Here is a 26284-nt window from a genome sequence, read left to right on the forward strand (position 1 = left end):
GCAGTGAACGCATGACCTCCCACGATCTTCGCCACCTTGCCAGCACCGCGCCGCGGATCATGGTCGTGGACGGTTCCAAGCTGGTGCGCAAGCTCATCGGCGACGTGCTCACGCGCGAACTCGCCGACGCGGTGGTCGTGCCCTGCGCCGGCATCGCCGAGGCGCGCGCTGCACTGGCCGAGGGTGCGGTCGACCTGGTCACCACCTCGCTGGTGCTGCCCGACGGCGACGGAATCTCACTGGCCCGCGTGGTGCGCGAGTCGGCCGGCCAGGCCTACGTGCCGATCATCGTCGTCTCCGGCGATGCGCAGTCGCACCTGGAATCGCGCAGCTTCACCGAGGATGTGACCGACTACTTCGACAAGGGCCTGGGCCACACTGCGCTGGCGGCTTTCATCCGCGGCTATGTGCAACCGCAGCCGATCGTGGGCGCGCGCGTGCTTTACGTCGAGGACAGCAAGGTCGTCGCGCTGGCGACCAAGCGCATGCTCGAGCGCGCCGGCCTGAGCGTGCTGCATTTCATCGGTGTCGAGGAAGCGCTGGAGTTTCTCGAGACGCGTCGCGGCCAGGACGACATCGGCGCCGACCTGGTGCTGACCGACGTCTACCTGAAGGGCGCACTCAGCGGCAACGACCTGCTCGAGCGCCTGCGCCAGGACTTTGGCCACGGCAAGCGCCGCCTGCCGGTGCTGGTGATGACCGGCGATGCCAACGCCCACAACCAGAGCGCGCTGCTGCGCGCCGGCGCCAACGATCTGGTGCTCAAGCCGATCGAAGAACGCCTGCTGATCACCAAGACGCTGTTCCAGCTGCGCCTGTCGCGCCTGCCGGAGCAGGCGGCACTGGACGCATGAACGACGGCGGCGACCGCGCAGATCGCGTCAGTCTCGAACCGTCCTGGAAGGCGCGGGTAGGCGACTACCTGCAGCGCCCCGACATGCAGGCGCTCTCGGGCTTCCTGCGCGAGCGCAAGGCCGCCGGCGTCAACGTCTATCCGCCCGGCCCGAGCATCTTCGCCGCCTTCGACGCGACTCCGTTTGATTCGGCCAAGGTCGTCATCCTCGGCCAGGACCCGTACCACGGCCACGGCCAGGCCCATGGGCTTTGCTTCTCGGTGCTGCCCGGCGTGCCGGTGCCACCGTCGCTGCTCAACATCTACAAGGAGATCGAGCGCGACCTCGGCCTCCCCAGGCCCGACCACGGTTGCCTGCTGCCCTGGGCGCGGCGCGGCGTGCTGCTGCTCAATGCCGTGCTGACCGTCGAGGAAGGCCGGGCCGGCGCCCACCAGGGCAAGGGCTGGGAAGGTTTCACCGACCACGTCGTCGACACCCTCAACCGCGAGCGCGAGGGCCTGGTGTTCCTGCTCTGGGGCAGCTACGCCCAGGCCAAGGGCAAGGTCATCGATTCGCGCCGGCACCGGGTGCTCAAGGCCCCGCACCCCTCGCCGCTGTCGGCCCACCGCGGGTTCCTTGGCTGCGGCCATTTCTCGGCCGCAAACGAGTACCTGCAGCGGCGCGGGCAGGGTGGAATCGATTGGTCCCTTCCGCCCCGGGCCCAGCTGGCTGTCTGACTCCGCCTGCGGCACGATCCCGAAGCTGAACGGTTCCATTGTTGCGCTGCTGCAACAGTGCGGAACTTCCAGGGCCTTTAGCAGTCCTACAACCCGACTGCTAAGATGCCTGCCATGACCACGAACAGCCTTTCCAACGCAAGCCTGTCCACTGCCCTGGTTGCCAACAACCTGCCGGTGCCGAGCGCGCTCGGCTCGCTGGACGCCTACGTCAACGCCGTGCACCGCATCCCGGTGCTGACTGCCGAAGACGAACAGGCGCTGGCCCGCCGCTTCCGCGAAGGCGAAGACCTCGACGCTGCCCGCGAGCTGGTGCATTCGCACCTGCGCTTTGTCGTGCACGTCGCCCGTGGCTACAACGGCTACGGCCTGCAGATCGGCGACCTGATCCAGGAAGGCAACATCGGCCTGATGAAGGCGGTCAAGCGTTTCGACCCCGACCAGGGCGTGCGCCTGGTGTCGTTCGCCGTGCACTGGATCCGTGCCGAGATGCACGAGTTCATCCTCAAGAACTGGCGCATCGTCAAGGTCGCCACGACCAAGGCGCAGCGCAAGCTGTTCTTCAACCTGCGCAAGTCCAAGACCCGCCTGGGCTGGATGAACGCCGAGGAAGTCCGCGCGGTAGCCAAGGACCTGAACGTTTCCGAGCGCGAAGTGCTGGAGATGGAATCGCGCCTGTCGGGCCGCGACATCGGCTTCGACGCCCCGGACGATGACGACGATGGCGCACCGCCGTCGCCGGTCGCCTACCTGCGTGCCGACGGCGAGGATCCCTCGCAGACCTACGAGCGCGAAGACGAGGAAGACGGCCACCTGGCACTGCTGCGCGAAGGCCTGCAGGAGCTCGATGCCCGTTCGCGCGACATCATCAAGCGCCGCTGGCTCGACGACGAAAGCAAGATCACGCTGCAGGAGCTGGCCGACGAGTACGGCGTCAGCGCCGAGCGCATCCGCCAGATCGAGGCGAACGCGCTCAAGAAGATGCGCGCGCTGTTCGCGGCGTAAGCATCAACGCGACGTAATGCACAACGGCCCTGGAAACCGGGCCGTTCTCGTCCAAACGTAGCCCGGGTAAGCGAAGCGCACCCGGGAGCGTCACGGCCCGATCCCCGGGTGCGCTTCGCTTACCCGGGCTACGGGTTGCGGGCTACGGCGTGGATCTGTCCTGCCCCAGGATGATCCGCGCATGCCGCTGGTAGCTCCAGTACGCCCATGCCCAGTTGATCAGCACGATGATCCGGTTGCGGAAGCCGATCAGGAAGAACACGTGCGCGGCCAGCCAGAACCACCACGCCAGCAGCCCTGACAACTTGAACCCGTGCAGGTCGACCACCGCGGCCATGCGGCCGATCGTGGCGAGATTGCCGAAGTCCCGATAGCGGAACGGCACCGCCGGTTTGCCGGACAAACGGGCGCGGATCGCCGTCGCCACGTGCGCGCCCATCTGCTTGGCCGCCGGCGCCACGCCGGGTACCGGCTTGCCGTCCTGCACGACGCTGGCGAGGTCGCCGGCAATGAAGATTTCCGGATGGCCAGGCACGCTCAGGTCGGACGCCACCGGCACGCGCCCGGCGCGATCGCGCTCGACACCCAGCAGTGCTCCCAGCGGCGAGGCGGCGACGCCTGCCGCCCACAACACGGTGCGCGCAGGCACGAACTGATCGCCCAGGGTGAAGCCGCGCCCATCGATCGCGCTGACCGGCGTGCCGGTCACGACCTCGACGCCCAGCTTCTCCAGTTGCCGCTGCGCCTTGGCCGACAACGACTCCGGGAACGAGGCCAGCACGCGTGGGCCTGCTTCGATCAGCCGCACGCGCGCATGCGAGGGATCGATGTTGCGGAACTCGCGCTTGAGCGTATGCCGCGCAATCTCCGCCAGCGTCCCGGCCAGTTCGACACCGGTCGGGCCGCCGCCGACGACGGCAAAGCTCAGCCATGCCGCCCGCTCATCGGGGTCGTCGCAGGCCTCCGCGCGTTCGAATGCCAGCAGCAGGCGGCGCCGGATCGCCAGTGCGTCGTCGAGCGTCTTCAACCCCGGCGCATTGCTGCTCCATTCGTCGTGGCCGAAGTACGCGTGCGTCGCGCCGCTGGCGAGCAGCAGGTAGTCGTAGGGCAGTTGCTCGCCGTCGGCGAGCGTGACCGCACGCGACTGCGTATCGATGCCGGTGACCTCGCCCAGGCGCACTTCCACGTTGCGCTGGTTGCGCAGGATGTGTCGCAGCGGCGCGGCGATATCGGGCGACGACAGGCCGGCGGTGGCGACCTGGTACAGCAGCGGCTGGAACAGGTGGTGGTTGCGCCGGTCGATGAGGGTGATGTCGACATCGTCGCCGGCCAGTGCCCGCGTCGCCCAGAGGCCGCCAAAACCGCCGCCGACGACAACGATGCGCGTGCGCGCAGGGGTCGAGCTCATGCCTTGGCTGCTCCTTGATGGGCGTCTTCGTGGTCGCGGTCGATGCGCGAGTGGTGCTTGGTGTCGCGCATGCACACGTACACCGACAGCGACACGGCGACGCATGCAGTCACGTACCAGTAGAAGTACGACTCGTGGCCGATTTCCTTGAACCACAGCGCCAGGTACTCGGCGGTGCCGCCGAACACCGACACGGTCAATGCATAGGGCAGCCCGACGCCGAGCGCGCGTATGTGCGCCGGGAACAACTCGGCCTTCACCACCGCATTGATCGACGTGTAGCCGCTGACGATCACCAGCCCGGTCATGACCCACGCGAACGCACTCCACACGCTGCTCGCCGACGCGATGCCGCTGAGGATCGTGTAGGTGAAGAGCGTGCCGAGCACGCCGAAGGCGATCAGGATCGGGCGCCGCCCGGTGCGGTCGGACAGCGCGCCCACCAGTGGCTGCAGCAGCATGAAAACCAGCAGCGATACCGCCGAGATGAGCGTGGCATCGGCCTTGCTGAAGCCGCTGGTGTTGACCAGGAACTTCTGCGGGTAGGTGGTGAACGTGTAGAACGAGAGCGTGCCGCCCATGGTCAGGCCAACGACGGTCAGCACCTCGCGCGGATGCTGCAGCAGCACGCGCAGGCTGCCGCGGCGCTTCGGATCCTGGCTGGCGGCGGCGACAAACGACTCCGTCTCCTGCATGCCGCGTCGCAGGTACAGCGCGGTGACCGCGCACATCGCGCCGACCACGAACGGGATCCGCCAGCCCCAGTCGTGCAGCTGTTCTTCGGTGAGCAGCAGGCGTTGCAGCAGTACCAGCAGCGCCAGCGCGATCAGCTGTCCCATCACCAGCGTCACATACTGGAAGCTCGACCAGAAGCCGCGACGGCGCGCATCGGCCATCTCGCTCAGGTAGGTGGCCGAGGTGCCGTATTCGCCGCCGACGCTGAGGCCCTGCAGCAGGCGCGCGAACACCAGCAATGCCGGTGCGGCCAGGCCGATGCTGTCATGGCCCGGTGCCACGGCGATCAGCAACGAGCCGGCGCACATCAGCAGCACCGACAGCATCAGCGCCGCCTTGCGGCCGTGGCGGTCGGCGTACAACCCCATCAGCCAGCCGCCGACCGGACGCATCAGGAAGCCGACCGCGAACACCGCGGCGGTATCGAGCAACTGCGCGGTGGTGTCGCCTTTTGGAAAAAAATGCGGTGCGAAGTAGATGGCGAACGCGGAGTAGGCGTACCAGTCGTACCACTCCACCAGGTTGCCGACCGAACCGCTGAAGATGCTGCGCAGGCGGTGGGCGGGTGTCATCCGGGTCGTCGCATCCATGCGCACAGTTTGCCTCAGCCCAGGCCGCTCATGCGCGTAGCCCGGGTAAGCCGTCGGCCGCACCCGGGAAACGTAACGACAACGTCGCCCGATGCTCCGCTCAGCGAAGCCGATCGGCCAGCAACGCCTCAAGCTTGCGCTGATCCGCGGCGAAGCGGCGGATGCCATCGGCGAGCTTGTCGTTGGCCATCGCATCCTCGTTGTGCTGCCAGCGGAAGGCCGCTTCGTCGAGCACGGCCGGCGCCGGTGCGCGATCGCCCGTGTCGTTCAACGCGCGCGGCACGCCGCCTTCGCTGGCGGCCAGTTCGGCCAGCAGTTCCGGCGAGATCGTCAGGCGATCGCAACCGGCCAGCGCCAGCACCTGCCCGGTGTTGCGGAAGCTCGCGCCCATCACCACGGTGTTGAAGCCGTGGCGCTTGTAGTGGTGCCAGATGCGGGTGACCGACTGCACGCCCGGATCGTCCTGCGGCGTGGCCGGCTTCTCGCCGCCGTTGGCCAGGTGCCAGTCGAGGATGCGGCCGACGAAGGGCGAGATCAGGAACACGCCGGCCTCGGCGCAGGCCACGGCCTGGGCGAACGAGAACAGCAGGGTGAGGTTGCAGTTGATGCCTTCGCGCTCGAGCTGTTCGGCGGCGCGGATGCCTTCCCAGGTCGAAGCGGTCTTGATCAGCAGGCGCTCGCGGCCGATGCCGGCCTTCTCGTACAGCGCGACCAGCTTGCGGGCCTTGGCCAGGGTGGCGTCGGTGTCGAAGCTCAGGCGCGCATCGACCTCGGTCGAGACCCGGCCCGGGATCAGCTTGAGGATCTCGGTGCCGATGGTGACCGCCAGGACATCGGAGGCATCGGCCACGCGCTCGGCGAGGTCGGCGCCGCGCGCCTGCGCCAGTGCCGAGTCGATCAGCGGCGAATAGGCGGGGATCGAGGCGGCTTTGAGCAGCAGCGACGGATTGGTGGTGGCGTCGAGCGGATGGAAGCGGGCGATCGCCTCGATGTCGCCGGTGTCGGCGACGACGGCGGACAGGGTGCGCAGTTGTTCGAGCTGGCTGGTCATGGTGTCGGTGGCTTCGGTGTCGGGCTCATTCTCTCCGATTAGATCATGGTAGCGCTAACATTCGTACGGTGATGCATGTCATCCCGACACTGCCCGCCTGGGGTAGGCTCGCCGGGACCCAGCATGGAAGCGTGTCATGGCCGAACCCGAGCGCCGCATTGCCCTGCTGATCGACGCCGACAACGCGCCGGCCGCCAAGATCGACGTGATCCTGGCCGAAGTGGCGCGCCACGGCGTGGCCAACGTCCGCCGCGCCTATGGCAACTGGAAGAGCCCCCACCTGAAGAGCTGGGAGGCGACGCTGCACGAGTACGCCATCCGCCCGATCCAGCAGTTCGCCTACAGCAGCGGCAAGAACGCCTCCGACATGGCGATGGTCATCGACGCGATGGACCTGCTCTACGCGCGCAACCTCGACGGCTTCGCGATCGTGTCCAGTGATGCCGATTTCACGCCGATGGTGATGCGGCTGCTGACCGAAGGCGTGAAGGTGTATGGCTTCGGCGAGAAGAAGACGCCGTTGCCATTCGTCAACGCCTGTTCCAAGTTCACCTATCTGGAAGCGCTGGTGCAACCGAACACCGAAGCCACGGCGGTGGCGACCAAGCCGCGCACTGCCAAGGAACTGCGCGACGACACCCGGCTGCTGCAGATGCTGCGCAGCGCGGTGGAGTCGGCCAGTGGCGACGACGGCTGGGCGCACCTGGGGCAGGTCGGCCACCAGATCAGCAACCAGGCCTCGTTCGATCCGCGCAATTACGGCTTCCGCAAACTCAGCGACCTGATCGAGGCTACGGGCCTGTTCGAGGTCAATCGCGAAAACCAGATCCTGTGGATCCGGCCCCGGCAGCGGGCCAAGACAACGGCCGTCAAGAAGGCCTGATGGCCTTCACGCGGCCCTTGCCGAAAGGGTAACGGGGCAGCTCCTAGACTCGCCGCCATGCAGGGCGGTGCCACCATCGCCGGAATCGCGCGCATGGCCGTGCTGGTCGTGGCGCTATGCAGCGCAGTCGCGCACGCGCGGCAGGGCGACGCGTATTCGCAACCACGGCGCGCGCTGATTGCCGAACTCCAGGCCGAGGCGCGGGCCGGCGCCGGCACCACCGCGCGCATCGACCGCGACGTGCTCGACGCGCTCGCACGGGTGCCACGCCACCAGTACGTGCCCGCCAGCGAACGCGAGCACGCCTACGAGAACCGTCCGCTCGCCATCGGCCACGGGCAGACCATCTCGCAGCCGTACATCGTCGCCCTGATGACCACGCTGGTGCGACCGCGCACGGGCCAGAAGATCCTCGAGATCGGCACCGGTTCGGGCTACCAGGCGGCGGTGCTGGCGGAGTTCGACGTGCAGGTGTATTCGATCGAGATCATTGCGCCACTTGCAGACCAGGCAGCGAAGCGACTGGGACGCCATGCCAACGTCACCACGCGCAAGGGCGACGGCTACTACGGCTGGAAGGACCGGGCGCCGTTCGATTCGATCATCGTCACGGCGGCGGCGTCCTCGATACCACCGCCGCTGCTGGCCCAGCTCAAGCCCGGCGGGCGCATGGTGATCCCGGTCGGCAGCAGTTTCTTCACCCAGACGCTGATGCTGGTGGAGAAGGACGCGCAGGGGCGCGCACGGACACGGCAGGTGCTGCCGGTGCGCTTCGTGCCACTGACGGGCGGGCACTGACGCTCGTGGCGGACGCTCCCGAAGCTGGCATTCCTGCCGCGGCTCCGGATGAAGTCCAGGGGCGATTGCCGTTTGCCATCGCATTGATATCGGCGGCGGCGCTGGCGTACCAGTTGCTGTTGATGCGCTGGCTGGCGATCGAGCACTGGCATCCGTTCGCGGTGATGATCATCAGCCTTGCCCTGCTGGGGCACGGCGCGAGCGGCACCTGGCTTGCGGTGTGGTTGCGCGGCCGCGGCAGCGAATTCCTGGCGCCGCGATTCGAAGCCGTGTTCGTCGCTTGCGCGTTGCTGTTCGCCATCAGCGCAGCGCTGACCCTGCTGGTTGCACGCGCGATTCCGTTCAACGGCCTGGAACTGGTCTGGGATCCGCGCCAGTTGCTGTGGCTGTGTGCGCTCTATCTGGTGCTGGCCGTGCCGTTCTTCTTCGCGGCCAGTTGTTTCGGGCTGGCATTCGCCCGTCACGGCGCGCGCATTCCGGCGCTTTACGGTGCCGACCTGATAGGAGCTGGCGCTGGCGCGCTGGTGGCCCTGGCGCTGGGCTTCCTGCCGACCGGACGCGGTCTGGTACTGGCGGCACTGGGCGGCGCCTGGGCGGCCTTCCTGGTGTCGCGGGTCAACGGGCGCCGGATCGTGGCGCTGCTGGTCGCGATCGTCCTGGTGGCGTTGATACCCACCAGGCTGCTGCTTCCGCAACCCAACCCCTACAAGGGCCTGAGCAAGGCGCTGCTGTTGCCGCAGGCCCGCGTGATCGCGCAACGCTGGGGACCTTACGGCTGGATGACCGTGCTCGACTGTCCGCAGGTGCCGCTGCGCCATGCGCCCGGCTTGAGCCTGGGCTTCGCGGGCGAGCCGCCGGCACAGCGGGGTCTGTTCACCGACGGCGATGGCTTGTCGGTGATCACGCGTGATACCGGGGCGCCACCGCGCGAGTGGCTCGACGCGATGACATCCGCGTTGCCGTATCACGCACGAAAGCCGCGGTCGGTGCTGGTGCTGGGTGCAGGCGGGGGCATGGACGTTCTGCAGGCGCTGGCGCTGGGTGCCGGCCGCGTCGATGCGGTCGAGTTGTCCGCGCAGCGACTGGCCATGGTGCGCGACGACGAGGCTCGCTATGCGGGTCAGCTCTATCGCGATCCGCGCGTGCACGCGGTCGTCGCCGATCCGCGTGCGCACGTTCGCGCGGCGCGGGGGCAGCACGACCTGATCGTGCTGGCAGGTGGCGAATCGTTCGCCAGCGGCGGCGCCGGCGTGCAGTCGGCAAGCGAACAGTACGCGCTGACCGTCGAAGCGATGAGCGACTACCTCCAGCGCCTGTCGCCAACGGGAATGATCGCCATCACCCGCTGGAGCAAGCAGCCACCGCGTGATGAACTCAAGCTCCTGGCGACGATGGTCCGGGCGCTGCAGCTGCAGGGCGCTGTCGCGCCGGGGCAGCATGTCGCGGCGATCCGCAACTGGGATGCGAGCACCTGGCTGCTGTCGCGGCGACCCTTCGCGCCGGACGAAGTCGCGGCGATGGCCGGTTTCGCCGGGGCGCGCGGCTTCGATGTGGTGCAGTTGCCGGGCATCGGGGTCAGGCCAGCAAACAACCTGCACGTGCTGGATCCGCCGTACCTGTTCGATGGCGTGCAGGCCTTGCTGTCGCCACGCGCGGAAGACTTCATCGACGACTACAAGTTCATGATCGAGCCGGCCAGCGATGACCGGCCGTACTTCGGTCACTACTTCCGCTGGCGCAGCCTGCCGGAACTTTGGAAGCTGCGCGGGGAGGGCAGTGCGGTGCTGCTCGATTCGGGTTATCTGCTGCTGGTGGCAGCGCTGCTGCAGGCGTTGCCACTGGCCTTGCTGCTGGTGCTGCTGCCGCTGCGGGTGCTGGCGCGAGTCGATGCCGGGCAGCGTGGCGGAATATCGCGCACACGCGCCGCCGCGTACTTCGTCGCATTGGGGCTGGCGTTCCTGCTGATCGAGATCGCGACGCTGTCGCGGTTGACGCTTCTGGTAGGACATCCATTGCTGGCAGCCACCGCCGGACTGGCCGGCGTGCTGCTGTTCGCCGGAGCGGGAAGCGTGCAGGCACAGCGCTGGCTTGAACGCGGTGACACCTCGACGCTGGCCATCACGCTGCGCATCCGCTGGGCGGTACGCGCGATCGCGCTGGGCCTGCTGTGGCAGTTCGCGATGTTCGCCATCGCCATGGAGTACGCCGCGTCGTGGCCGCCGGCGGCGCGCACGCTGCTCGGGCTGGCCGGCATCGCGCCGATGGCATTCGCGATGGGGATGCCGTTCCCGCTGGGGCTGGCGCGCCTGGCGCGGTCGGCGCCGGGATTCGTACCGTGGGCGTGGGGCCTCAACGGGTGCGCTTCGGTGCTGGCGGCGATCCTGGCGCTGCTGCTGGCGATGGCCTTCGGGCTGCGCGCGACGTTGCTGATCGCGCTGGTGCTCTATGTGTGCGCCGCGTGGGTGTGGCCGGTGCGGGCGCGCGATCAGTAGAGATCGACCGGGTCGACATCCAGTGACCAGCGCACCTTGCGGGCGTCGGGCAGGGCGTGGATCGCCGGCATCGCGGCATCCAGCGCTGAATGCAGCGTGCGCCGGTCGGCGGACGACAGCAGCAGCTGCGCGCGCTGGTAGCCGGCACGGCGCGGCATCGGCGCCGGCAGTGGTCCGTGCAGGTCGAGGGCGGCGCCGGTGTCGTGCAGGATCGCGCGCGCCGAACGCAGGAAGCTTTCGCAGGCTTCGGTCTGCTTGGCTTCCGCGCGCAGCATCGCCAGGTGTGCGAACGGCGGGAAACCGGCGGCTTCGCGCTGCGCCAGCTCTTCTTCGGCGAAGGCGGAGTAGCCACCGGTCAGCAACGTCGCCAGCAACGGGTGGCCGGGGTGATGGGTCTGCAGCAGCACTTCGCCGCGGCGTTCGGCGCGGCCGGCGCGACCGGCCACCTGGATCAGCAGCTGCGCCAGTTTCTCCGGTGCGCGGAAGTCGGCCGAGAACAGGCCCTCGTCGATGCCGACCACGGCCACCAACGTCAGCTGCGGCAGATCGTGGCCCTTGGCCAGCATCTGCGTGCCGACGAGGATCCCGCGCTGCGTGCCAAAGCGGGCCAGGTGCTGTTCCAGCGCGTCGCGGTGCTGGGTGGTGCCGCGGTCGATGCGCAGCACCGGGACGTCGGGAAAGCGCGCGGTCAGCGCTTCCTCGATGCGCTCGGTGCCCGCGCCCTGCGCCTGCAGCGCAAGCCCGCCGCAGTCGGGGCAAGCGTTGGGCACGGGGCGGCGTGCCCCGCAGTGGTGGCATTGCAGGCGCCGGCCGCCGGCGTGCACGGTCATGGGCGAATCACAACGCTGGCACTGCGCGCTCCAGCCGCAGTCGTGGCACAGCAGCACGGGCGCATAGCCGCGGCGGTTCTTGAACACAAGCACCTGGCCGTCGGCATCGAGGGCGCGGCCGATCGTGTCCAGCAGCTCCTGCGACAGGCCGGCCTCCAGCGGGCGTTTGCGCACGTCGCACACGCGCACGCTCGGCGGCTGCGCATCGCCGGCGCGTTCACGCAGGCGCAGGTGCGTGTAGCGACCGGTCTGGGCGTTGCGCAGGGTCTCCAGCGACGGCGTCGCACTGCCCATCACAACCGGAATGCCGAGGGTCTTGCCGCGCACCAGGGCGAAGTCGCGGGCGTGGTAACGGATGCCGTCGAGCTGCTTGAAGCTGCCGTCGTGCTCTTCGTCGATCACGATCAGGCCGGCGTCGGGCATCGGCAGGAACACCGCCGAGCGCGTGCCGACCACCACCCGCGCCTCGCCGCGGGCGAAGGCGGCCCAGGTGCGGGCGCGCTCGGCGTCGCCCAGGCCCGAGTGCAGGGCATGCACCGGCACGCCGAGGCGGGCGCGGAAGCGCGCCAGGGTCTGTGGGGTCAGGCCGATCTCCGGCACCAGCACCAGCGCCTGGCGGCCGCGCGCGAGGCAGTCGGCGATCGCGTGCAGGTAGACCTCGGTCTTGCCGCTGCCGGTGACGCCGTCGAGAAGCAGGGCGGCAAAGCCGTCGCGGCTGGCCAGCACCGCGTCGACGGCGGTCTGTTGCTCGGCGTTGAGGGCCGGGCCGGGCCGGGGCGCCGGTGCCCGTTGCGTCACCGGCACGGCGATGCGTTCGGCCAGTTCGCGCTTGGCCAGGGCGCGGGCGGCGCTGCGCCAGTCTCCGAGTTCGTCGTCCAGGGTGTCTTCGTCGCAGGCACCGTCCTGCAACCGGTCCGCCAGTCGCCGCGGCTTGCCGGCGCGCAGTCGCTCGCGCGCGGTCTGCCCGGCCTCGGTCAGTTGCCAGGCCCAGGCGTGGGTATCGGCCAGGGCCTCGCCGCGGCGTAGGGTGGCCGGCAGTGCGGTGGCCAGCACTTCGCCGAGCGGGGCATGGGTATATCGCGCCAGCCAGCGCAGCGACTCGAGCAGCTCGCCGTGGAACAGCGGCTGTGGATCCAGCCGGGCGATGGCGTGCTTGAGCTGGGGCGCGTCATCGCCGGCAGCGCCAACCTCGGCGATGACCCCGACCAGTTCGCGGCTGCCGAACGGCACCCGCACCCGGCTGCCGACGTCGCCCGCGCTCGCTGCCTCGCCCACGGGGGGCAGGTAGTCGAAAAGGCGGGGCAGGGGCAGCGGCAGGGCCAGTCGCCAGACCGGCGAATCAGGCATCGGGGCATCGGGCATCGGCGCAGTCTACCGAGCCACGAGGATGCCCATGAGCGGTCCGGAGAGTTGCGGGGCATTGCTGCCCACTCTGTGACAAAAGTCACGCAAGTGATGGAAGTAAAAGGCAATTGGGCCTTATCCACATCGCCTGTGGATAAATCTGTGCATGGTGTGTCGGCAGATTGGTCCGACTACAGAAAAACAGGCCTCGTGGCCACGTTGGTGAAAAAAGTGCCAACGCGGTTATTCTCTTTTAAATCATATAGTTGACTGTGAAACATCGCTGTCATGCGGTCACGCACCGGGGTCGGGCGTCCGACCGTGACGATTCCATTACTGCTGTGCACAACCGCTTTTCGGGTGCAAGCCACGTCCCGCTTCGCGGAGCACGTGTTAGCGCGTTGTCAAGCGGTTTTGTGGCATGCCGGCATCGCTATGATGCGGGGCATGGTGATGCAGTCCCGATGAGCGTTTCTTCCCCCTCCCACAACTCCACTCCGCCCCCCGCCCTGTCCGCGTTCCTGCGCGGAGTGGAGCGCCGTGGCGCGGTCCTGGCCGAGCTCCAGGCCGGCGATGCCGGCTCGGGCGATGCCGCCCTGGCGACGGCGATGGCCCAGTTCCGCGGCGAGGCCGAGTCACTGGCGATGCCCGCCTGGCCGACCCGGTTCTGGAGCCTGCTGCTGGCCCAGCCGCAGCTGCGCAACCGCACCGCGGTGGCCTTGCCGATCGATGTCACCGACCGCCTCGGCGAGCTCGGCAGCGGTCCGCGTGCGGCCTTGCTGCTACGGGTGGCCGCCGGGCTCTCTGAGGACGAGGGCGCGGCCGTGCTGGGCGTGTCCCAGCCGAGCTTCCGCCTGGCTTTGCAGCGGGCGCTGCCGCACCACGAGGACGGCCGCGCCGATCCCGAGGCGTGGCAGCGGCTTCGCGAGCAGATCCATCGCCGGATCAAGACCCTGCCGGCCGACCGGCTGGTGCGGCTCAGTGCCGCCCGCGACGCGGTGATGCGCGGCCCGGCACCGGCTTCGTCGTCCGCCGATGCGGCCAGTGCCCGCCGTCGCCCGCGCTGGCTGATGGCGTCGCTGTGGGTGCTGCTGGCGACGTGCGTGCTGGCATTGGCGGTGAGTTTCATCTGGCCCGACCTGCTGACGCCCTGGCAGCGCGCGCTCGGCCTGGAGCCGGGCGTGAAACGCGTCCGCGTGGAACCCTTGCCGGAAGGTGACGAGCCGGCCGCGCGCTACTCCCCGGAAACCGCCCTGGTCGCCCACCGCGACTTCGAGCTGCTAGCCGATCCGCAGGCGCAGGTCGATGCCGGCGACCTCGAGTTCCACAGCTGGTACGCCGCCCAGCAGGCCGCGGGCGTGACCGAGCCCGCTCCGCCCAGCGACGTGCCGCCCGCCGATGCGATCGCACCGACACCGGCCACCGGGCCCCCGACCGGCAGCGAGACCGAGACGGAGTCGTCCGATGCGCCGTAACCGTCGTTTCCTCGCCATGGCGCTGCTGCTGGCCGTCGCCCCGGCCGGATCGACCCCACCGGAGCTGCGCGACGTGCTGGCGAAGCTGCCACCGGCCGCGCACGCGCAACTGCAGCGGCAAACGCAGCAATGGGCCGCCTGGTCGCCGCAGCAGCGCGCGGACTATTCACGGCGTGCCGCGCAGTGGGATGCCCTGCCGCGCAGCGAACGCGATGCCTTCCGCGAGCGCTATCAGGCCTGGCGTGCGTTACCGGTGGACGAACAGGTCCGCATCCAGGCCGCCGCCACGCAGCTGGCGACGCTGCCGGCAGAACAGCAGCGCGCCTGGCGGGCGCAGTTCGACGCGCTCGACAAAAGTGAGCAACGGGGCTGGTTGCTGGGGCCCGCGCTCGGCGGCGACTACGCGATGTTGCAGCCGTTGCTGGCGCAGGTACCGGAGCAGGAGCACGCAGCGCTGATGCAGGCGCTGCGGACGATGACGGCACAACAGCGCAGGGATCTGGGCGTGTTGGCCCAGCGGACGCCGCCGACCCAGCGCGAGGCGCTGCGCCGCGGCCTGCTGGCCGCCGGGGCCGAAGGGCGCGGCGACTGGCTGTGGCAGCAGCTGCAGCACTGACCGGCGTCGAACCCTACGCGTGCGGAGCGAAGCGCTCCAGCACGATGAGCACCCGGCGCTGCGCGCGGAACGCGTCGCCGAACCGCGCCAGTCCTTCGCTGCGCATCTCGTACACGACCTCCAAGGACTCCACGACCTCGCCGCCGCCCGAACTCACATCCGCACCAGGCTCGCCAGGGCGAGGAAGGTCGCGGCGAAGGCGAGCAGGACGAAATAGAGATTGCCGATCACCAGGTATCGCAGGACGGTCACAGGCCAGCCGTTGCGATACACGCGCTTCTGCATCAGCAGCAGGTAGAACGGCAGCCACAGCCACAGCAGCGTCACCAGCAAGCCGCTGATCCAGCCGTAGCCGGCCCAGTGCGGCGAGATCGCGTTGTCGAGCGCGATCAGGATCAGGAACGCCAGCATCGTCAGGCACATGTAGGCATGGCTGTAGAGGGCGATGACCAGGTGCTCCAGGTACAGCCGGCCGGACCCCAGGTAAGCCAGCTTCAGCAGCAGGGCAAATACAGGCACCAGCAGGAACAGCGCCGAGGGCACCGCGGCGAGCAGCGCGCGCACCCACAGCCCCGGATCCTTCTGTGCGCGCGAGACGTTCTCGCGGCCATGTGCGATCTGGCGATTGATCCAGTGATTGACGAAGCCCGGCGCCGAGCCGATCACCAGCGGATTGGTTTCCTCGTCCCACGGCTCTTCGCTGCCGAACAGGGTCAGGCGGTCGTAGCAGTCCGGATCGCCATAGATGCGTGCATCCTCGGACTCCTTGCGAACGCGGTCGCCTTCGGTGCTGGTCGCATCGGCGATCTGCAGCTGCGCGGCCCGGCAGCCGGCGGCGATGTTGATGTCGCGGATCTCGTTGAGTTCGTGGCGACGCGCAGCCGCGGCGTTGGCCGGCAACCCGGCCAGCTTGACGTGGTGCGGCGCCAGCCGCTCGTCGCGCAGGCGTTGCAGCGTCGCCAGGTCGGCGGCCTTCTCGAGGTTCTGCTTCGCCGTCTCCATCGCGACGGCGGCGCGGCGTGCGCCGTCGGTCTTGGCCGCGGCGATCTGTTCGGCGCTCATGCCCTTCTCGCGACCGATGGCCTCGATGCGGCCGTCGGCGGCGCGGTTGACGTCCTCGATCGCTACGTCTATCGCCTTGCGCGCGTGCAGCAGCACCGCCGGGATCGCCGAACGCGCCTCGGCCAGGTCGGCCAGGTTCTTGCGCCGGACCTGCTCGACGTCGGCAATGCTGGTCGCCTTGGCGAAGGCCTTGGACTGCTTGGCGGAATTCTTGTTGCTGGAGACGCCATCCTTGAGCTGCACCATCGGATTGGCGCTGTCGTTGTTGTCGACGTGGATGACCATCTGGGCGAAGAAGAAGGTCACCACGCTCAGCACCAGGAACAGCCGCAGCGGTGCGACGTAGCGCGCGCGCTGGCCCGCAAGGTAGTTGTTGGCGACGCGTCCCGGGAACAGCAGGTCGCGCAGGGTGTGGAAGATGCGGCCGTCCAGATGCCAGAACGATTCGAACACTTCTTCCAGCGCATGCCCGGCGTCGCGCACCGGATTGACCACCGACTGCCCGCAGTCGTGGCAATAGTGGCCTTCAAGGGGCGCATTGCAGTTTTCGCAATGGCTGGGAATGTCGTGTCCCTTTGCGCTCATCGGTTGTTCCCTCTCCCCTGGGTGCCACGGCATGTGCAGGCCATGGCAACGAGCTGTTCAGATCAAGCCGCTAAGATAGCGGCCCGCCGCGACCCGGCGCCAGCGCCCGACATCGGATTCGGTCGCGCGGCCGCAGTCGTGCGTCTGGTTGTAACGATGTCCCCGTCTCCCACGCTCGCCGTTCCTGCCCGCAAAGGGCTGCTCGGCGAAGTCCGCACCACCGCCATCCTTGCCGCGCCGCTGGTGGGCGGGCACCTGTCGACCGGCCTGATCGCGTTCGTCGACAACGTCCTGGCCGGCCACCACAGCACCACCACGCTGGCCTCGGTCACCATCGGCACGGCGCTGTGGTGGCTGCCGATGATGGTGCCGATCGGGACGCTGCTGTCGGTGCCGCCGTCGGTGTCGCAGCTCGACGGCGCCGGACAGCGCAACCAGATCGGCGCATTGTTCCGGCAGGCGCTGTGGCTGGCGCTCGGCCTGGGGCTGGTGCTGTTCGCCTTCCTGACCTTCATCCCGCTCGCGCTGGGCCCGATGGGCATCACCCCCGAGATCATTCCCGGTGCCACCGCCTTCCTGCACGGCATCCGCTGGGGCGTGGTGGCGCTGACGCTGTTCTTCTGCATGCGCTATCTCAGCGAAGGCCTGCACTGGACTTTGCCGACTCTGGTGCTCAGCGCTGGCGGCCTGCTGATCCTGCTGCCCGTCGGCTACGTGCTCACCTTCGGCAAGTTCGGCTTCCCCGAGATGGGGGCCGGCGGACTCGGCGTGGCCTCGGCGATGATGCTGTGGATGCAGGCGATTGGCTTTGCCGTCGTGCTGTGGCGATCGAAGCGCTTCGCCGACCTGAAGCTGTTCGAGCGCTTCGACATGCCGGAGTGGTCCATCGTCCGCAACCTGCTCGCCACCGGCCTGCCGATCGGCGTGACGGTGCTGATGGAAGGCGGACTGTTCATCGCCACCGCACTGCTGATGGGGCGCCTGGGCGAAGTGCCGGCGGCCGCGCACCAGATCGCGATCAACCTGGCATCGCTGTGCTTCATGGTGCCGATGGGCCTGGCCGAGGCCACCACCGTGCGTGTCGGCCATGCGCTCGGCCGCGGTGACTTCGCCGGCGTGCGACGTGCCGCCTATGCCGGCTACGCGATCGTGATCGGCACGCAGCTGTTTTCCGGCCTGGTGCTGCTGACCGGCAACGACCTGCTGGTCAGTTTCTATACCGCCGATGCGGCGGTGGCGACGCTGGCCGCCTCCCTGCTGCTGTACGCGGCGGCGTTCCAGTTCCCCGACGGCGTGCAGGTCCTGTCGGCCGGGGCACTGCGCGGGCTCAAGGACACCCGCGTGCCGATGGTGCTGGCGGTGCTGGCCTACTGGGGCATCGGCATGCCGCTCGGCGCCGGCCTCGGGCTTGGGCTGGGGTGGGGACCGAAGGGCATGTGGATCGGCCTGATCGCCGGACTGAGCGTGGCCGCGCTGCTGTTGTGCAGCCGATTCCTGCGTTCGAGCCAGCCCGACCGGCTGGTGATGCGCGGTCCTTGAACCGGCATCGGCCGGCCGTTGTCACACCTCCGTACCGCCGCATCACGCCAATGGCCGCTAGGGCGTGTTACGAATGGCGGGTGAATTCCATGCCATCCGGGATTAGGCTGGAAACGTAAGCCAGGAGCCTTTGCAATGAACGATACGCCCCGTCGTGGCCCGATCGCCCGCTTCTTCGTCGGGCTGTGGGATGCGATGAACTTCACCCGAAGGTTGGTCCTCAACCTGGTGTTTTTCTTCCTGCTTTTCCTGTTCCTCGCGATCATGATGTCGGGCCCGCGGACCAAGCCGCTGCTCGATCGCACCACGCTGGTCATCGCGCCGGAAGGGACCCTGGTCGAGCAGTACAGCAGCGACCCGCTGACGCGCGCGCTGGGCAAGGCCCTGGGCGAGCGCGGCGGCGAAGTGCAGCTGCGCGACCTGGTGCGCGCACTGGATGCGGCGCGCGAGGACAAGCGCATCGAGCGCGTCGTGCTCGACCTGGACGAACTCGAGGCCGGTGGCTTCGCTTCGCTGCGCGAAGTCGCGCAGGCGGTGGCGCGGGTCAAGGCCAGCGGCAAGCAGGTCGTGGCGTTCGCCGAGATGATGGACCAGAAGCAGTACCTGCTGGCCGCGCAGGCCAACGAGGTCTACCTCGATCCGATGGGCGGGATGCTGCTGGAAGGCCTCGGCCGCTATCGCACGTACTACCGCCAGGGCCTGCAGGACAAGCTCGGTGTCGACGTGCACCTGTTCAAGGTCGGCGAGTACAAGTCGGCGGCCGAGCCGTACGTGCTCGACGCGGCGTCGCCGGAAGCGAAGGAAGCCGACCTGTTCTGGATGAACGACCTCTGGCAGCGCTACCTGGGCGACGTCGCCAAGGCGCGCAAGCTCGATGTCGCGCAGCTGGCACAGGGCATCGAGCAGATGCCGGTCGGCATCGCCGATGCCCAGGGCGACCTGGCCAAGTTCGCGCTGCGGACCCGGCTGGTCGACGGCCTGAAGACCCGCGAGGAGGTCGACGACCTGCTGATCCAGCGCGGTGTCGCCGATGACGATGCCGACGGCGGTTTCCGCCAGGCCTCGCTCGACGAGTACCTGGTGCAGCTGGACAGCGGCCTGGACGCCGTCGATCTGCGCCGCCCGCAGGTGGCCGTGATCGTGGCCGAAGGCGAGATCCAGGGCGGCGAGCAGCCGCCGGGCACGGTCGGTGGCGTGTCCACCGCGGCCCTGCTGCGCGAAGCGCGCGACGACGAGAACGTGAAGGCCGTGGTCCTGCGCGTCGACTCGCCCGGTGGCGAGGTGTTCGCTTCCGAGCAGATCCGCCGCGAAGTGGTCGCGCTGAAGAAGGCCGGCAAGCCGGTAACGGTGTCGATGGGTGACCTGGCCGCTTCGGGCGGTTACTGGATATCGATGGATGCCGACCGCATCTACGCCGATGCCTCGACCATCACCGGCTCGATCGGCATCTTCGGCCTGATCCCGACCATCCCGCGCGCACTCGACAAGATCGGCGTGCATTCCGACGGCGTCGGCACGACCCGCTTCGCTGGCGCGTTCGACATCACCCGGCCGCTGCAGCCGGAAGTCGGCCAGGTGATCCAGTCGGTGATCGACAAGGGTTACCGCGACTTCACCGGTCGCGTCGCCACGGCCCGCAACAAGCCGGTCGAACAGGTCGACTCGATCGCCCGCGGCCGGGTCTGGAGCGGCGAGCAGGCGAAGGAGCGCGGTCTGGTCGACGAACTCGGCGGCCTGCAGCAGGCGATCGATTTCGCCGCCACCAAGGCCAAGCTCGAAAAGGACAGCTACCACGTGCGCTACATCGAGAAGGCAGCGACGCCGTTCGAGCGCTTCTTCACCGGCTTCATCGGCAGTCGTGCCGGCGGCGCCTGGCTGCGGGAGTCCGACATCGCCCGCAGCCTGCTGGCCAAGGCTTCGCCGCAGGCCGCGGCCGACCTGCGCTTCCTCGAAGGCGCGATCCAGCCCACGCGCGGCGTGCCGGTGAAGGCGCTGGCGTACTGCTTCTGCGGTTTGTGATGGTTGCCCTGCCTCCCTTCCGCCAAGGAAGGGAGGCGACTACAGAACGCCCGGCCGAAGCCGGGCGTTTTTTGTTGGACGCTCAGTCGCCGGTGCCCGACTCGGCCGCGTCGATCGCCGCCCGCTGCTGCTCGGCCGCTTTCGCGGTGTCCGCCTCCACCGCACGCGCCTTGTCCAGCGGCGCCTGGATCGCATCGCGCAGCTGCGTGGCCTGCGGCTCCGGCGGACGTTCCTTCTCAGGCGGCTGGGGCCTGGAGCACCCGGCCAGCAGTGCCAGCGTAGTCATTGCGCACAGCAGCGATCGCGACATCCGGGCACCCTCGACTGGTCTGGCGGCTATGCTACAGCGGCCGTCGCGTGCGGCAACGTGCCAAGGCGCGACCCACTTCACGCAGTGCGATACCGGAGAGCGGCATGGACCCGAAGCGTTGGCGCCTGGACGGACAACTGGCCCTGGTCACCGGCGGCAGCGCCGGCATCGGCCGCGCGATCGCACGCGAACTGCTCGGCTTCGGTGCCGACGTGCTGCTCGCCGCGCGCGACTCGACCGCGCTCGATGCCGCGCGCAGCGAGCTGGTCGAGGACTTCCCCGAACGTGACATCCAGGGCTTCGTCGCCGACGTCGCCGACGAGGAGCAGCGCCGCGAGCTGCTGGACTGGGTCGAGGATTTCGGCGAAGGCCTGCACATCCTGGTCAACAATGCCGGCGGCAACGTCAGCAAGGTCGCCACCGATTACACCGAGGACGAATGGCGCCAGGTGTTCGAGGTGAACGTGTTCTCCGCGTTCGAGCTCTCGCGTTATGCGCATCCATTGCTGACCCGGCACGCCGCGTCGAGCATCGTCAACGTCGGCAGCGTCTCGGGCATGACCCACGTGCGCACCGGCGCGCCGTACGGCATGAGCAAGGCGGCGATGCACCAGATGACGCGCAACCTCGCGGTCGAGTGGGCCGAGGACGGCATCCGCGTCAACGCGGTGGCGCCGTGGTACATCCGCACGCGCCGCACCTCCGACAAGCTGGCCGATCCGGACTACCTCGACGAGGTGCTGCTGCGCACGCCGTTGGGGCGCATTGGCGAGCCGGAGGAAGTGGCGGCGGCGGTGGCCTTCCTGTGCCTGCCGGCGGCCGGGTATGTGACCGGCGAGTGCATCGCGGTAGACGGCGGGTTCCTGCGCTACGGGTTCTGAGGCGCTTACTCCGTCCCTCCAGACTGTCATTCCCGCGCAGGCGGGAATCCATGGGCGTTGCCCCTCGCGCCGTCATTTCCGCCTGCGCGGCAATGACGGGCGGAGGTGCGGCCGCCCGCCGTTTGCCCTGAGGCCGGCCCCACCCTTAGAATGCGAATCATTCCCATCTACTGCCGGGCGGAATGTCCACCGGTTTCACCCGGTGCCCGCCGCAACCCCATGGACGGGGTGCCCGCCCCTTCCTCTGGTTCCCACATGTCCCTTCGCCGCGCCGCCACCTCCGCCGTTGTCTCCCGCCGCGCCCTCGTGCTGGCCCTCGCTGCTGCCGTGACCGCGCCGGTCGCCGCGCAGGCCCAGACGGCCTCGCCGTCGGCCACCGACCTGGACTCGGTCGAGGTGCACGCCCCGCTGGCCCGCAGCAGCGGCAGCGCGACCAAGACCGATACCCCGCTGCGCGAGATCCCGGCCTCGGTGTCGGTGATCACCGATCAGCAGTTGCGCGACCGCGCGGTGCACGGTGCCGAGGAAGCGGTCTGGTACACCGCCGGCACCCAGGGCGGCGGCTACGGTCCCGACCCGCGCAGCGACTGGCTGCTGGTGCGCGGCTTCACGCCGGCACGCTACCTCGACGGTCTCGCCCTCGCCGATGGATCCGGCACCAGCATCACCCGCATCGAGCCGTTCGGCCTGGAGCGCATCGAAGTGCTGAAGGGGCCGGCCTCGGTCACCTACGGTGCGATGCCGCCCGGCGGCCTGGTCAACTACGTCAGCAAGCGCCCGGTCGACGAGGCGCTGCATGAAGTCGAGTTGCAGGCCGGCAGCTACGACATGGTGCAGGCCGCGTTCGACTTCGGCGGCGCCCTCGGTGGCAATGGCGAATGGTCGTATCGCCTCACCGGCCTGGCCCGCAACAGCGATGACGTCGTCGATCATGTCCACGACGACCGCTACTACATCGCGCCCGCGCTGACCTGGAAGCCGGACGATGCCAACACGCTGACGCTGCTGGCACGCTACCAGCGCAACGACACCATCGCCGGCGCCGGTTTCCTGCCGTCGGAAGGCACGCTGCTGCCGAACCCGAACGGCAAGATCCCGATGAACCGCTTCACCGGCGAGCCGGGCTACAACACCTACGACAAGACCATGAAGTCGCTGGGCTGGGAGTACAGCCACGACTTCGGCGGCGGCACTGTGTTCAAGCAGAACGTGCGCTACGGCACCACCGACATCGACCCGGCGGTTGCGGTCGGCGCGTTCGGCCTGCTCGCCGACCAGCGCACGCTGTTCCGCTATCTGTGGGCGACCGAGGAAGAGTCGAAGAACACCGGCATCGACAACCAGCTGACCTTCGCCTTCAACACCGGTCGCGCCCAGCACACGCTGCTCGCCGGCCTGGACTACCGCGATGGTCGCAACGAGTACGCGCAGGCGTTCGCGTTCACCGCGCCGACGCTGGACATCTTCAACCCGGTCTATGGCAGCCCGATCGTCAAGCCTGACTACACCTCGCGCACCGTGCAGGACCAGGACCAGACCGGCCTGTACATCCAGGACCAGATCAAGCTCGACCGCTGGGTCGTCACGCTCGGCGGTCGCCAGGACTGGGTCGGCACCGACACGCGCGAGCTGATCGACGGCGCCAGCAGCCACCAGAGCGACGACGAGTTCTCCGGCCGCGTCGGCATCAACTACCTGTTCGACAACGGCGTTGCGCCGTACGTGGGTTACTCGCAGTCGTTCCAGCCGACGGTCGGCACCGATTTCAACGGCAACGCGTTCGTGCCGACCACCGGTGAGCAGATCGAGGCCGGCATGAAGTACCAGCCCGCGCACAACCGCGTGCTCGCGACGCTGGCGGTCTACCGTCTGGTGCAACAGAACACTCTCACCGTCGACCCGAACCACACCCTGTTCTCGGTCCAGCAGGGCGAGACCGAGGTCAACGGCATCGAGCTGGAAGGCCGCTGGAACGTCGGCAACGGTTTCAGCATCTACGGCGCGTACACCTACACCGACTCGGAAGTCACCCAGTCGACCGACCCGCTGTCGCTGGGCAAGGAAATCGCGCTGCAGCCCGAGCAGGTCGCCTCGCTCGGTGCCGACTACACGATCACCTCCGGCGCGCTGTCGGGCCTGGGCTTCGGCGGCGGCGTGCGCTACACCGGCGAACACTACGGCGACGCCTACAATCTGTGGCAGACGCCGTCGTACACGCTGTTCGACGCCGCGGTGCACTACGACATCGGCCAGTGGCGCCTGCAGCTCAACGCCAACAACCTGACCGACAAGGAATACATCAGCGCCTGCAACAGCGCGGCCTGGTGCTATTACGGCTATCCGCGCACGGTCACCGCGACCGCACGCTTCCACTGGTAAGCGCACTGGCATGGAAACGGCACTGGCATTGTCGGCACTGATCAGCACGCTGCTGTCGGCGCTGGCGCTGTATGCCGGTTCGCGCAACTGCCGCTGGACGCCGCGCCCGAAGCACCCGCACCGCTCCACGCGCATCGGCCTGGCGCTGGCGGTGGTCGGGCTGGTGCTGTGGATGCGCCTGCTCGGCGGTGGCGCTGGCCTGTGCGCGATGCTCGGCACCTGGATGCTGGGCATGATGGCGCTGCCGTACCTCGCCCTGCGTTCGCCCGCACACCCGAAGGAGTCGCGCTGATGTGGGGCCGCGCCACCGCCGCCGCGATTCCAGGTTTCCTGCTGTCGGCCGGCGTGACCGGCCTGGCCTGCTGGCTGCTGCCGGGACCGTGGCAGTCGACGCTGGTCGCCGGCATCGTCGCGTTCTTCGCCGTCTGGATTGCGGTGATGGCGCTGGCCTTCCAGTGCCGCAACGGCAAGCGCGCGTGGGCCTGGTTGGGTGGCGGCGCGGCGGTGAGCCTCGCCACGCTGTGGCTCTTGCAGACGTTGCAGTGGGTGCGCTGACGTGATCAAGCTCAAGTCCAACACCCTGCGCACCTTCACCAGCGTGCACACCTGGGTCGGCCTGGTCGCCGGCTTCGCCTTGTTCGTGGCGTTCTACGCCGGCGCGATCACGGTGTTCCACCACGACCTGCAGGCCTGGCAGACGCCGCACGCGGCGCAGTCGGCGGAGCAGGGACTGGCCGATGCGCAGCGGCTGCTCGACGAAACGCTGGCCCGCCATCCCAGGGCGCGCGAGCACGTCGGCATGGTGTTCCCCGGTGGCGAGTACCCGCAGGCAGCCAGCTACTGGCAGGACGCGAATGGCCAGTGGCGCTACGCCACGCTCGACAACCTCGACGGCGGCGACAAGATGCCCGGCGGCGCGCTGTCGGAGCTGGTCAACGAGTTGCACTACACCGTGGGCATTCCGGTCGCGGGCCGCTACCTGATGGGCATCATCAGCCTGCTGTACGGCCTGGCGCTGATCTCCGGCCTGGTGATCCATCTGCCCAAGCTCGCCGACGACCTGTTCGCGCTGCGCCCCGGCCGGAACCTCAAGCGTTTCTGGCAGGACGCGCACAACGTCATCGGCGTGCTCAGCCTGCCGATGCACTTGATGTTCGCCGTCACCGGCGCGCTGTTGAGCCTGGCGATGGTCGTGCTGCTGGCGCTCAACCCGCTGGCCTATCGCGGCGAACTGATGACGGCGCTGGGCCCGGCGATGGACACCGCGCCGGCATCGAGCGCGGCTGGCCGCGCGCTGCCGATGGGATCGCTGGCGATGCTGCATGCGCGCGCGATTGAAGTCGCACGCGCGCAGGGCCTGGCGTCGTTCGAGCCGGCCTACTTCAAGCTCGCGCATGCCGGCGATGCGAATGCCACGATCGAGATTTCCGGCGAATCGCCCGGGTCGCTCGGCCCGGTCGGTGCGGTTGCACTCAACGCCAACACCGGCGCCGTGCTCGCAACGCAGCTACCGGGCAGCCGCGACGCCAACCACGCCACCCTGGCCTCGGCCTACGCGCTGCATTTCGGCGAGTACGGCAACGCCTGGGTGCAAGTGTTGTATTTCGTGCTCGGCATCGGCGGCGCGTTCCTGTTTTATTCCGGCAACCTGCTGTGGGTGGAGTCGCGCCGCAAGCGACGCCAGGCCGAGCAGGGCAGGGCGCAGCTCGGCATGGCCCGCGCCACGGTCGGCGTCTGCATCGGCGTGTGCGTGGCGATCTCGATGGCGTTCATCGCCACGCAGCTGGCGCAGTGGCCGGCGTTGCGCATCGGCGGCGACATCGAAGTGACGATCAGGATCGCGTGCTTCGTCAGCTGGGCGCTGTGTGCACTGTGGGCGGCGCTGCGTCCGCCGGTGCGGGCCGCGCAGGAGCTTCTGTGGGCCGCGGCGATCACCACCGCTATGGTGCCGCTGGCACACGGAGTGGTGACCGGCGCCTGGCCATGGCTGACGGCGATGCAGGGCCAATGGTCGCTGTTCTCCATCGATGCCGGCGCGCTGGCGATGGCTTTCGGATTTGGCTGGCTGGCGCGTGCCACCGCACGGCGCGCCCGCGACGGCGAACCCAACAGCGTCTGGGCCGACCCGCGCGCACGGGCGGCGCAGGCGGCCGCGAGCCTGGTGACCGACTAGCCCGCGGCGACGGGCACGGTGCTAGAGTCTTCGCGCCGCACTCGGGCATACGACCATGCAGCTCAACCCTCGCGTCTTCGATGTATGGGCATTCCGGCGTGACGCCGACGCCGTCCGCTACCTGCTGCTGCATTCGTCGCAGCACAAGGCGGACCGGTATTTCAACGGCGGCCGCTTCTGGCAGCTTGCCAGCGGCGCACGCGCCGAGGCCGAATCGATGACCCAGGCCATCGACCGGGTCCTGGCGCCGTACGGCATCGAGGCAAGCGCCATCTGGGCCGCCGAGCACGCGTACACGATCTACAACCGCCGCTTCGACGAGATGCAGCTGGTGAGCGTGTTCGCAGCGCAGGTCGACGCCGATGAGGTCCGCCTCAACCCGCTGGAACACGCCGACTACCGCTGGGTCACGGTCGACGAGGCATTGGCGCTGGTCCATTACCGCGGCCTCAAGGACGGCCTGCGTTCGGTGGTCGAGTACGTCACCGGCGTCGCGTCGCCGGCGCGCGAACTGTGCCTTCGCGGGCCGGGCTGAGCCC

At 68.8% G+C, this 26284-nt stretch carries 21 protein-coding genes and 1 pseudogene; 16 read left to right on the forward strand and 6 right to left on the reverse strand.

Translation table 11 applies throughout. The features are described from left to right. Positions 1 to 11: 11 nt before the first annotated feature. From MNR01_RS12010 to rpoH, 3 genes are all read left to right on the forward strand, one after another. Complete coding sequence (locus tag MNR01_RS12010; protein WP_241918023.1) at positions 12 to 854, forward strand: response regulator; 843 nt, start codon at positions 12 to 14, stop codon at positions 852 to 854. Beyond that, the gene (gene ung / locus MNR01_RS12015) at positions 851 to 1570 is read left to right on the forward strand and encodes a uracil-DNA glycosylase (protein ID WP_241918024.1); all 720 of its coding nucleotides are present in this window, start codon (positions 851 to 853) and stop codon (positions 1568 to 1570) included. The genes MNR01_RS12010 and ung overlap by 4 nt, the downstream gene beginning before the upstream one ends. A 114-nt stretch (positions 1571 to 1684) precedes the next feature. After that, positions 1685 to 2575, forward strand: a complete 891-nt coding sequence (gene rpoH / locus MNR01_RS12020) for an RNA polymerase sigma factor RpoH (RefSeq protein WP_241918025.1) — start codon at positions 1685 to 1687, stop codon at positions 2573 to 2575. 142 nt (positions 2576 to 2717) lie between these two features. Here rpoH and MNR01_RS12025 read toward each other — a convergent pair whose 3' ends face one another. The 3 genes from MNR01_RS12025 to tal form a co-directional block, all read right to left on the reverse strand. Next, positions 2718 to 3983: an NAD(P)/FAD-dependent oxidoreductase gene (locus tag MNR01_RS12025; RefSeq protein WP_241918026.1), complete on the reverse strand. Its 1266-nt coding sequence runs from the start codon at positions 3981 to 3983 to the stop codon at positions 2718 to 2720. After that, a complete protein-coding gene (locus MNR01_RS12030) occupies positions 3980 to 5290 on the reverse strand; it encodes an MFS transporter (RefSeq protein ID WP_241918027.1) in 1311 nt (436 codons plus the stop codon). The genes MNR01_RS12025 and MNR01_RS12030 overlap by 4 nt, the downstream gene beginning before the upstream one ends. Positions 5291 to 5408: 118 nt before the next feature. Continuing rightward, the gene (tal, locus tag MNR01_RS12035) at positions 5409 to 6359 is read right to left on the reverse strand and encodes a transaldolase (RefSeq protein ID WP_241918028.1); all 951 of its coding nucleotides are present in this window, start codon (positions 6357 to 6359) and stop codon (positions 5409 to 5411) included. A gap of 136 nt (positions 6360 to 6495) precedes the next feature. Between tal and MNR01_RS12040 the strand changes: the two are divergent. From MNR01_RS12040 to MNR01_RS12050, 3 genes and pseudogenes are all read left to right on the forward strand, one after another. Next, a pseudogene (locus MNR01_RS12040) lies at positions 6496 to 7218 on the forward strand (NYN domain-containing protein); the annotation flags it as partial. A gap of 81 nt (positions 7219 to 7299) precedes the next feature. Continuing rightward, positions 7300 to 8040, forward strand: a complete 741-nt coding sequence (locus MNR01_RS12045) for a protein-L-isoaspartate(D-aspartate) O-methyltransferase (protein ID WP_241918030.1) — start codon at positions 7300 to 7302, stop codon at positions 8038 to 8040. A gap of 65 nt (positions 8041 to 8105) precedes the next feature. Continuing rightward, complete coding sequence (locus tag MNR01_RS12050) at positions 8106 to 10532, forward strand: hypothetical protein (protein ID WP_241918031.1); 2427 nt, start codon at positions 8106 to 8108, stop codon at positions 10530 to 10532. Here the strand turns inward: MNR01_RS12050 and MNR01_RS12055 are convergent. Then, positions 10526 to 12709, reverse strand: coding sequence for a primosomal protein N' (locus tag MNR01_RS12055; protein WP_241918032.1), 2184 nt, complete (start codon positions 12707 to 12709; stop codon positions 10526 to 10528). The two genes, MNR01_RS12050 and MNR01_RS12055, sit on opposite strands and share 7 nt — an antisense overlap. A gap of 461 nt (positions 12710 to 13170) precedes the next feature. Between MNR01_RS12055 and MNR01_RS12060 the strand changes: the two genes are divergently transcribed. Together MNR01_RS12060 and MNR01_RS12065 are read left to right on the forward strand one after the other, a co-directional pair. Beyond that, complete coding sequence (locus MNR01_RS12060; RefSeq protein WP_241918033.1) at positions 13171 to 14181, forward strand: sigma-70 region 4 domain-containing protein; 1011 nt, start codon at positions 13171 to 13173, stop codon at positions 14179 to 14181. Further along, on the forward strand, positions 14171 to 14797 hold the full coding sequence (locus tag MNR01_RS12065) for a DUF3106 domain-containing protein (RefSeq protein ID WP_241918034.1): 627 nt from the start codon (positions 14171 to 14173) through the stop codon (positions 14795 to 14797). The genes MNR01_RS12060 and MNR01_RS12065 overlap by 11 nt, the downstream gene beginning before the upstream one ends. A gap of 153 nt (positions 14798 to 14950) precedes the next feature. Here the strand turns inward: MNR01_RS12065 and MNR01_RS12070 are convergent, their stop codons facing one another. After that, complete coding sequence (locus MNR01_RS12070; RefSeq protein WP_241918035.1) at positions 14951 to 16444, reverse strand: DUF3667 domain-containing protein; 1494 nt, start codon at positions 16442 to 16444, stop codon at positions 14951 to 14953. A gap of 156 nt (positions 16445 to 16600) precedes the next feature. Here MNR01_RS12070 and MNR01_RS12075 point away from each other — a divergent pair, with 156 nt between their 5' ends. Then, a complete protein-coding gene (locus MNR01_RS12075; protein WP_241918036.1) occupies positions 16601 to 17983 on the forward strand; it encodes an MATE family efflux transporter in 1383 nt (460 codons plus the stop codon). A 135-nt stretch (positions 17984 to 18118) separates the two neighbouring features. Beyond that, positions 18119 to 20002: a signal peptide peptidase SppA gene (sppA, locus tag MNR01_RS12080; RefSeq protein WP_241918037.1), complete on the forward strand. Its 1884-nt coding sequence runs from the start codon at positions 18119 to 18121 to the stop codon at positions 20000 to 20002. An 82-nt stretch (positions 20003 to 20084) separates the two neighbouring features. Here the strand turns inward: sppA and MNR01_RS12085 are convergent, their stop codons facing one another. Next, the gene (locus tag MNR01_RS12085) at positions 20085 to 20288 is read right to left on the reverse strand and encodes a hypothetical protein (protein WP_241918038.1); all 204 of its coding nucleotides are present in this window, start codon (positions 20286 to 20288) and stop codon (positions 20085 to 20087) included. Between the two features lie 128 nt (positions 20289 to 20416). Here MNR01_RS12085 and MNR01_RS12090 point away from each other — a divergent pair, with 128 nt between their 5' ends. The 6 genes from MNR01_RS12090 to MNR01_RS12115 all read left to right on the forward strand — a co-directional run bounded on the left by MNR01_RS12090 (position 20417) and on the right by MNR01_RS12115 (position 26280). Beyond that, complete coding sequence (locus tag MNR01_RS12090) at positions 20417 to 21193, forward strand: SDR family oxidoreductase (RefSeq protein WP_241918039.1); 777 nt, start codon at positions 20417 to 20419, stop codon at positions 21191 to 21193. Between the two features lie 255 nt (positions 21194 to 21448). Then, positions 21449 to 23572 carry a TonB-dependent siderophore receptor gene (locus MNR01_RS12095; RefSeq protein ID WP_241918040.1) on the forward strand — a complete coding sequence of 708 codons (2124 nt, stop codon included), beginning with the start codon at positions 21449 to 21451 and terminating at the stop codon, positions 23570 to 23572. A 10-nt stretch (positions 23573 to 23582) separates the two neighbouring features. After that, positions 23583 to 23864, forward strand: coding sequence for a hypothetical protein (locus MNR01_RS12100; RefSeq protein WP_241918041.1), 282 nt, complete (start codon positions 23583 to 23585; stop codon positions 23862 to 23864). Next, the gene (locus MNR01_RS12105; RefSeq protein ID WP_241918042.1) at positions 23864 to 24127 is read left to right on the forward strand and encodes a hypothetical protein; all 264 of its coding nucleotides are present in this window, start codon (positions 23864 to 23866) and stop codon (positions 24125 to 24127) included. Before MNR01_RS12100 ends, MNR01_RS12105 begins: the two co-directional genes overlap by 1 nt. 4 nt (positions 24128 to 24131) lie before the next feature. Beyond that, entirely contained in the window at positions 24132 to 25745 is a 1614-nt protein-coding gene (locus tag MNR01_RS12110; protein WP_241920611.1) for a PepSY-associated TM helix domain-containing protein, read from the forward strand. A gap of 55 nt (positions 25746 to 25800) precedes the next feature. After that, complete coding sequence (locus MNR01_RS12115) at positions 25801 to 26280, forward strand: NUDIX domain-containing protein (RefSeq protein WP_241918043.1); 480 nt, start codon at positions 25801 to 25803, stop codon at positions 26278 to 26280. Positions 26281 to 26284 lie beyond the last annotated feature (4 nt).

The organism is Lysobacter sp. S4-A87, from assembly GCF_022637455.1.
GTDB lineage: Bacteria > Pseudomonadota > Gammaproteobacteria > Xanthomonadales > Xanthomonadaceae > Lysobacter_J.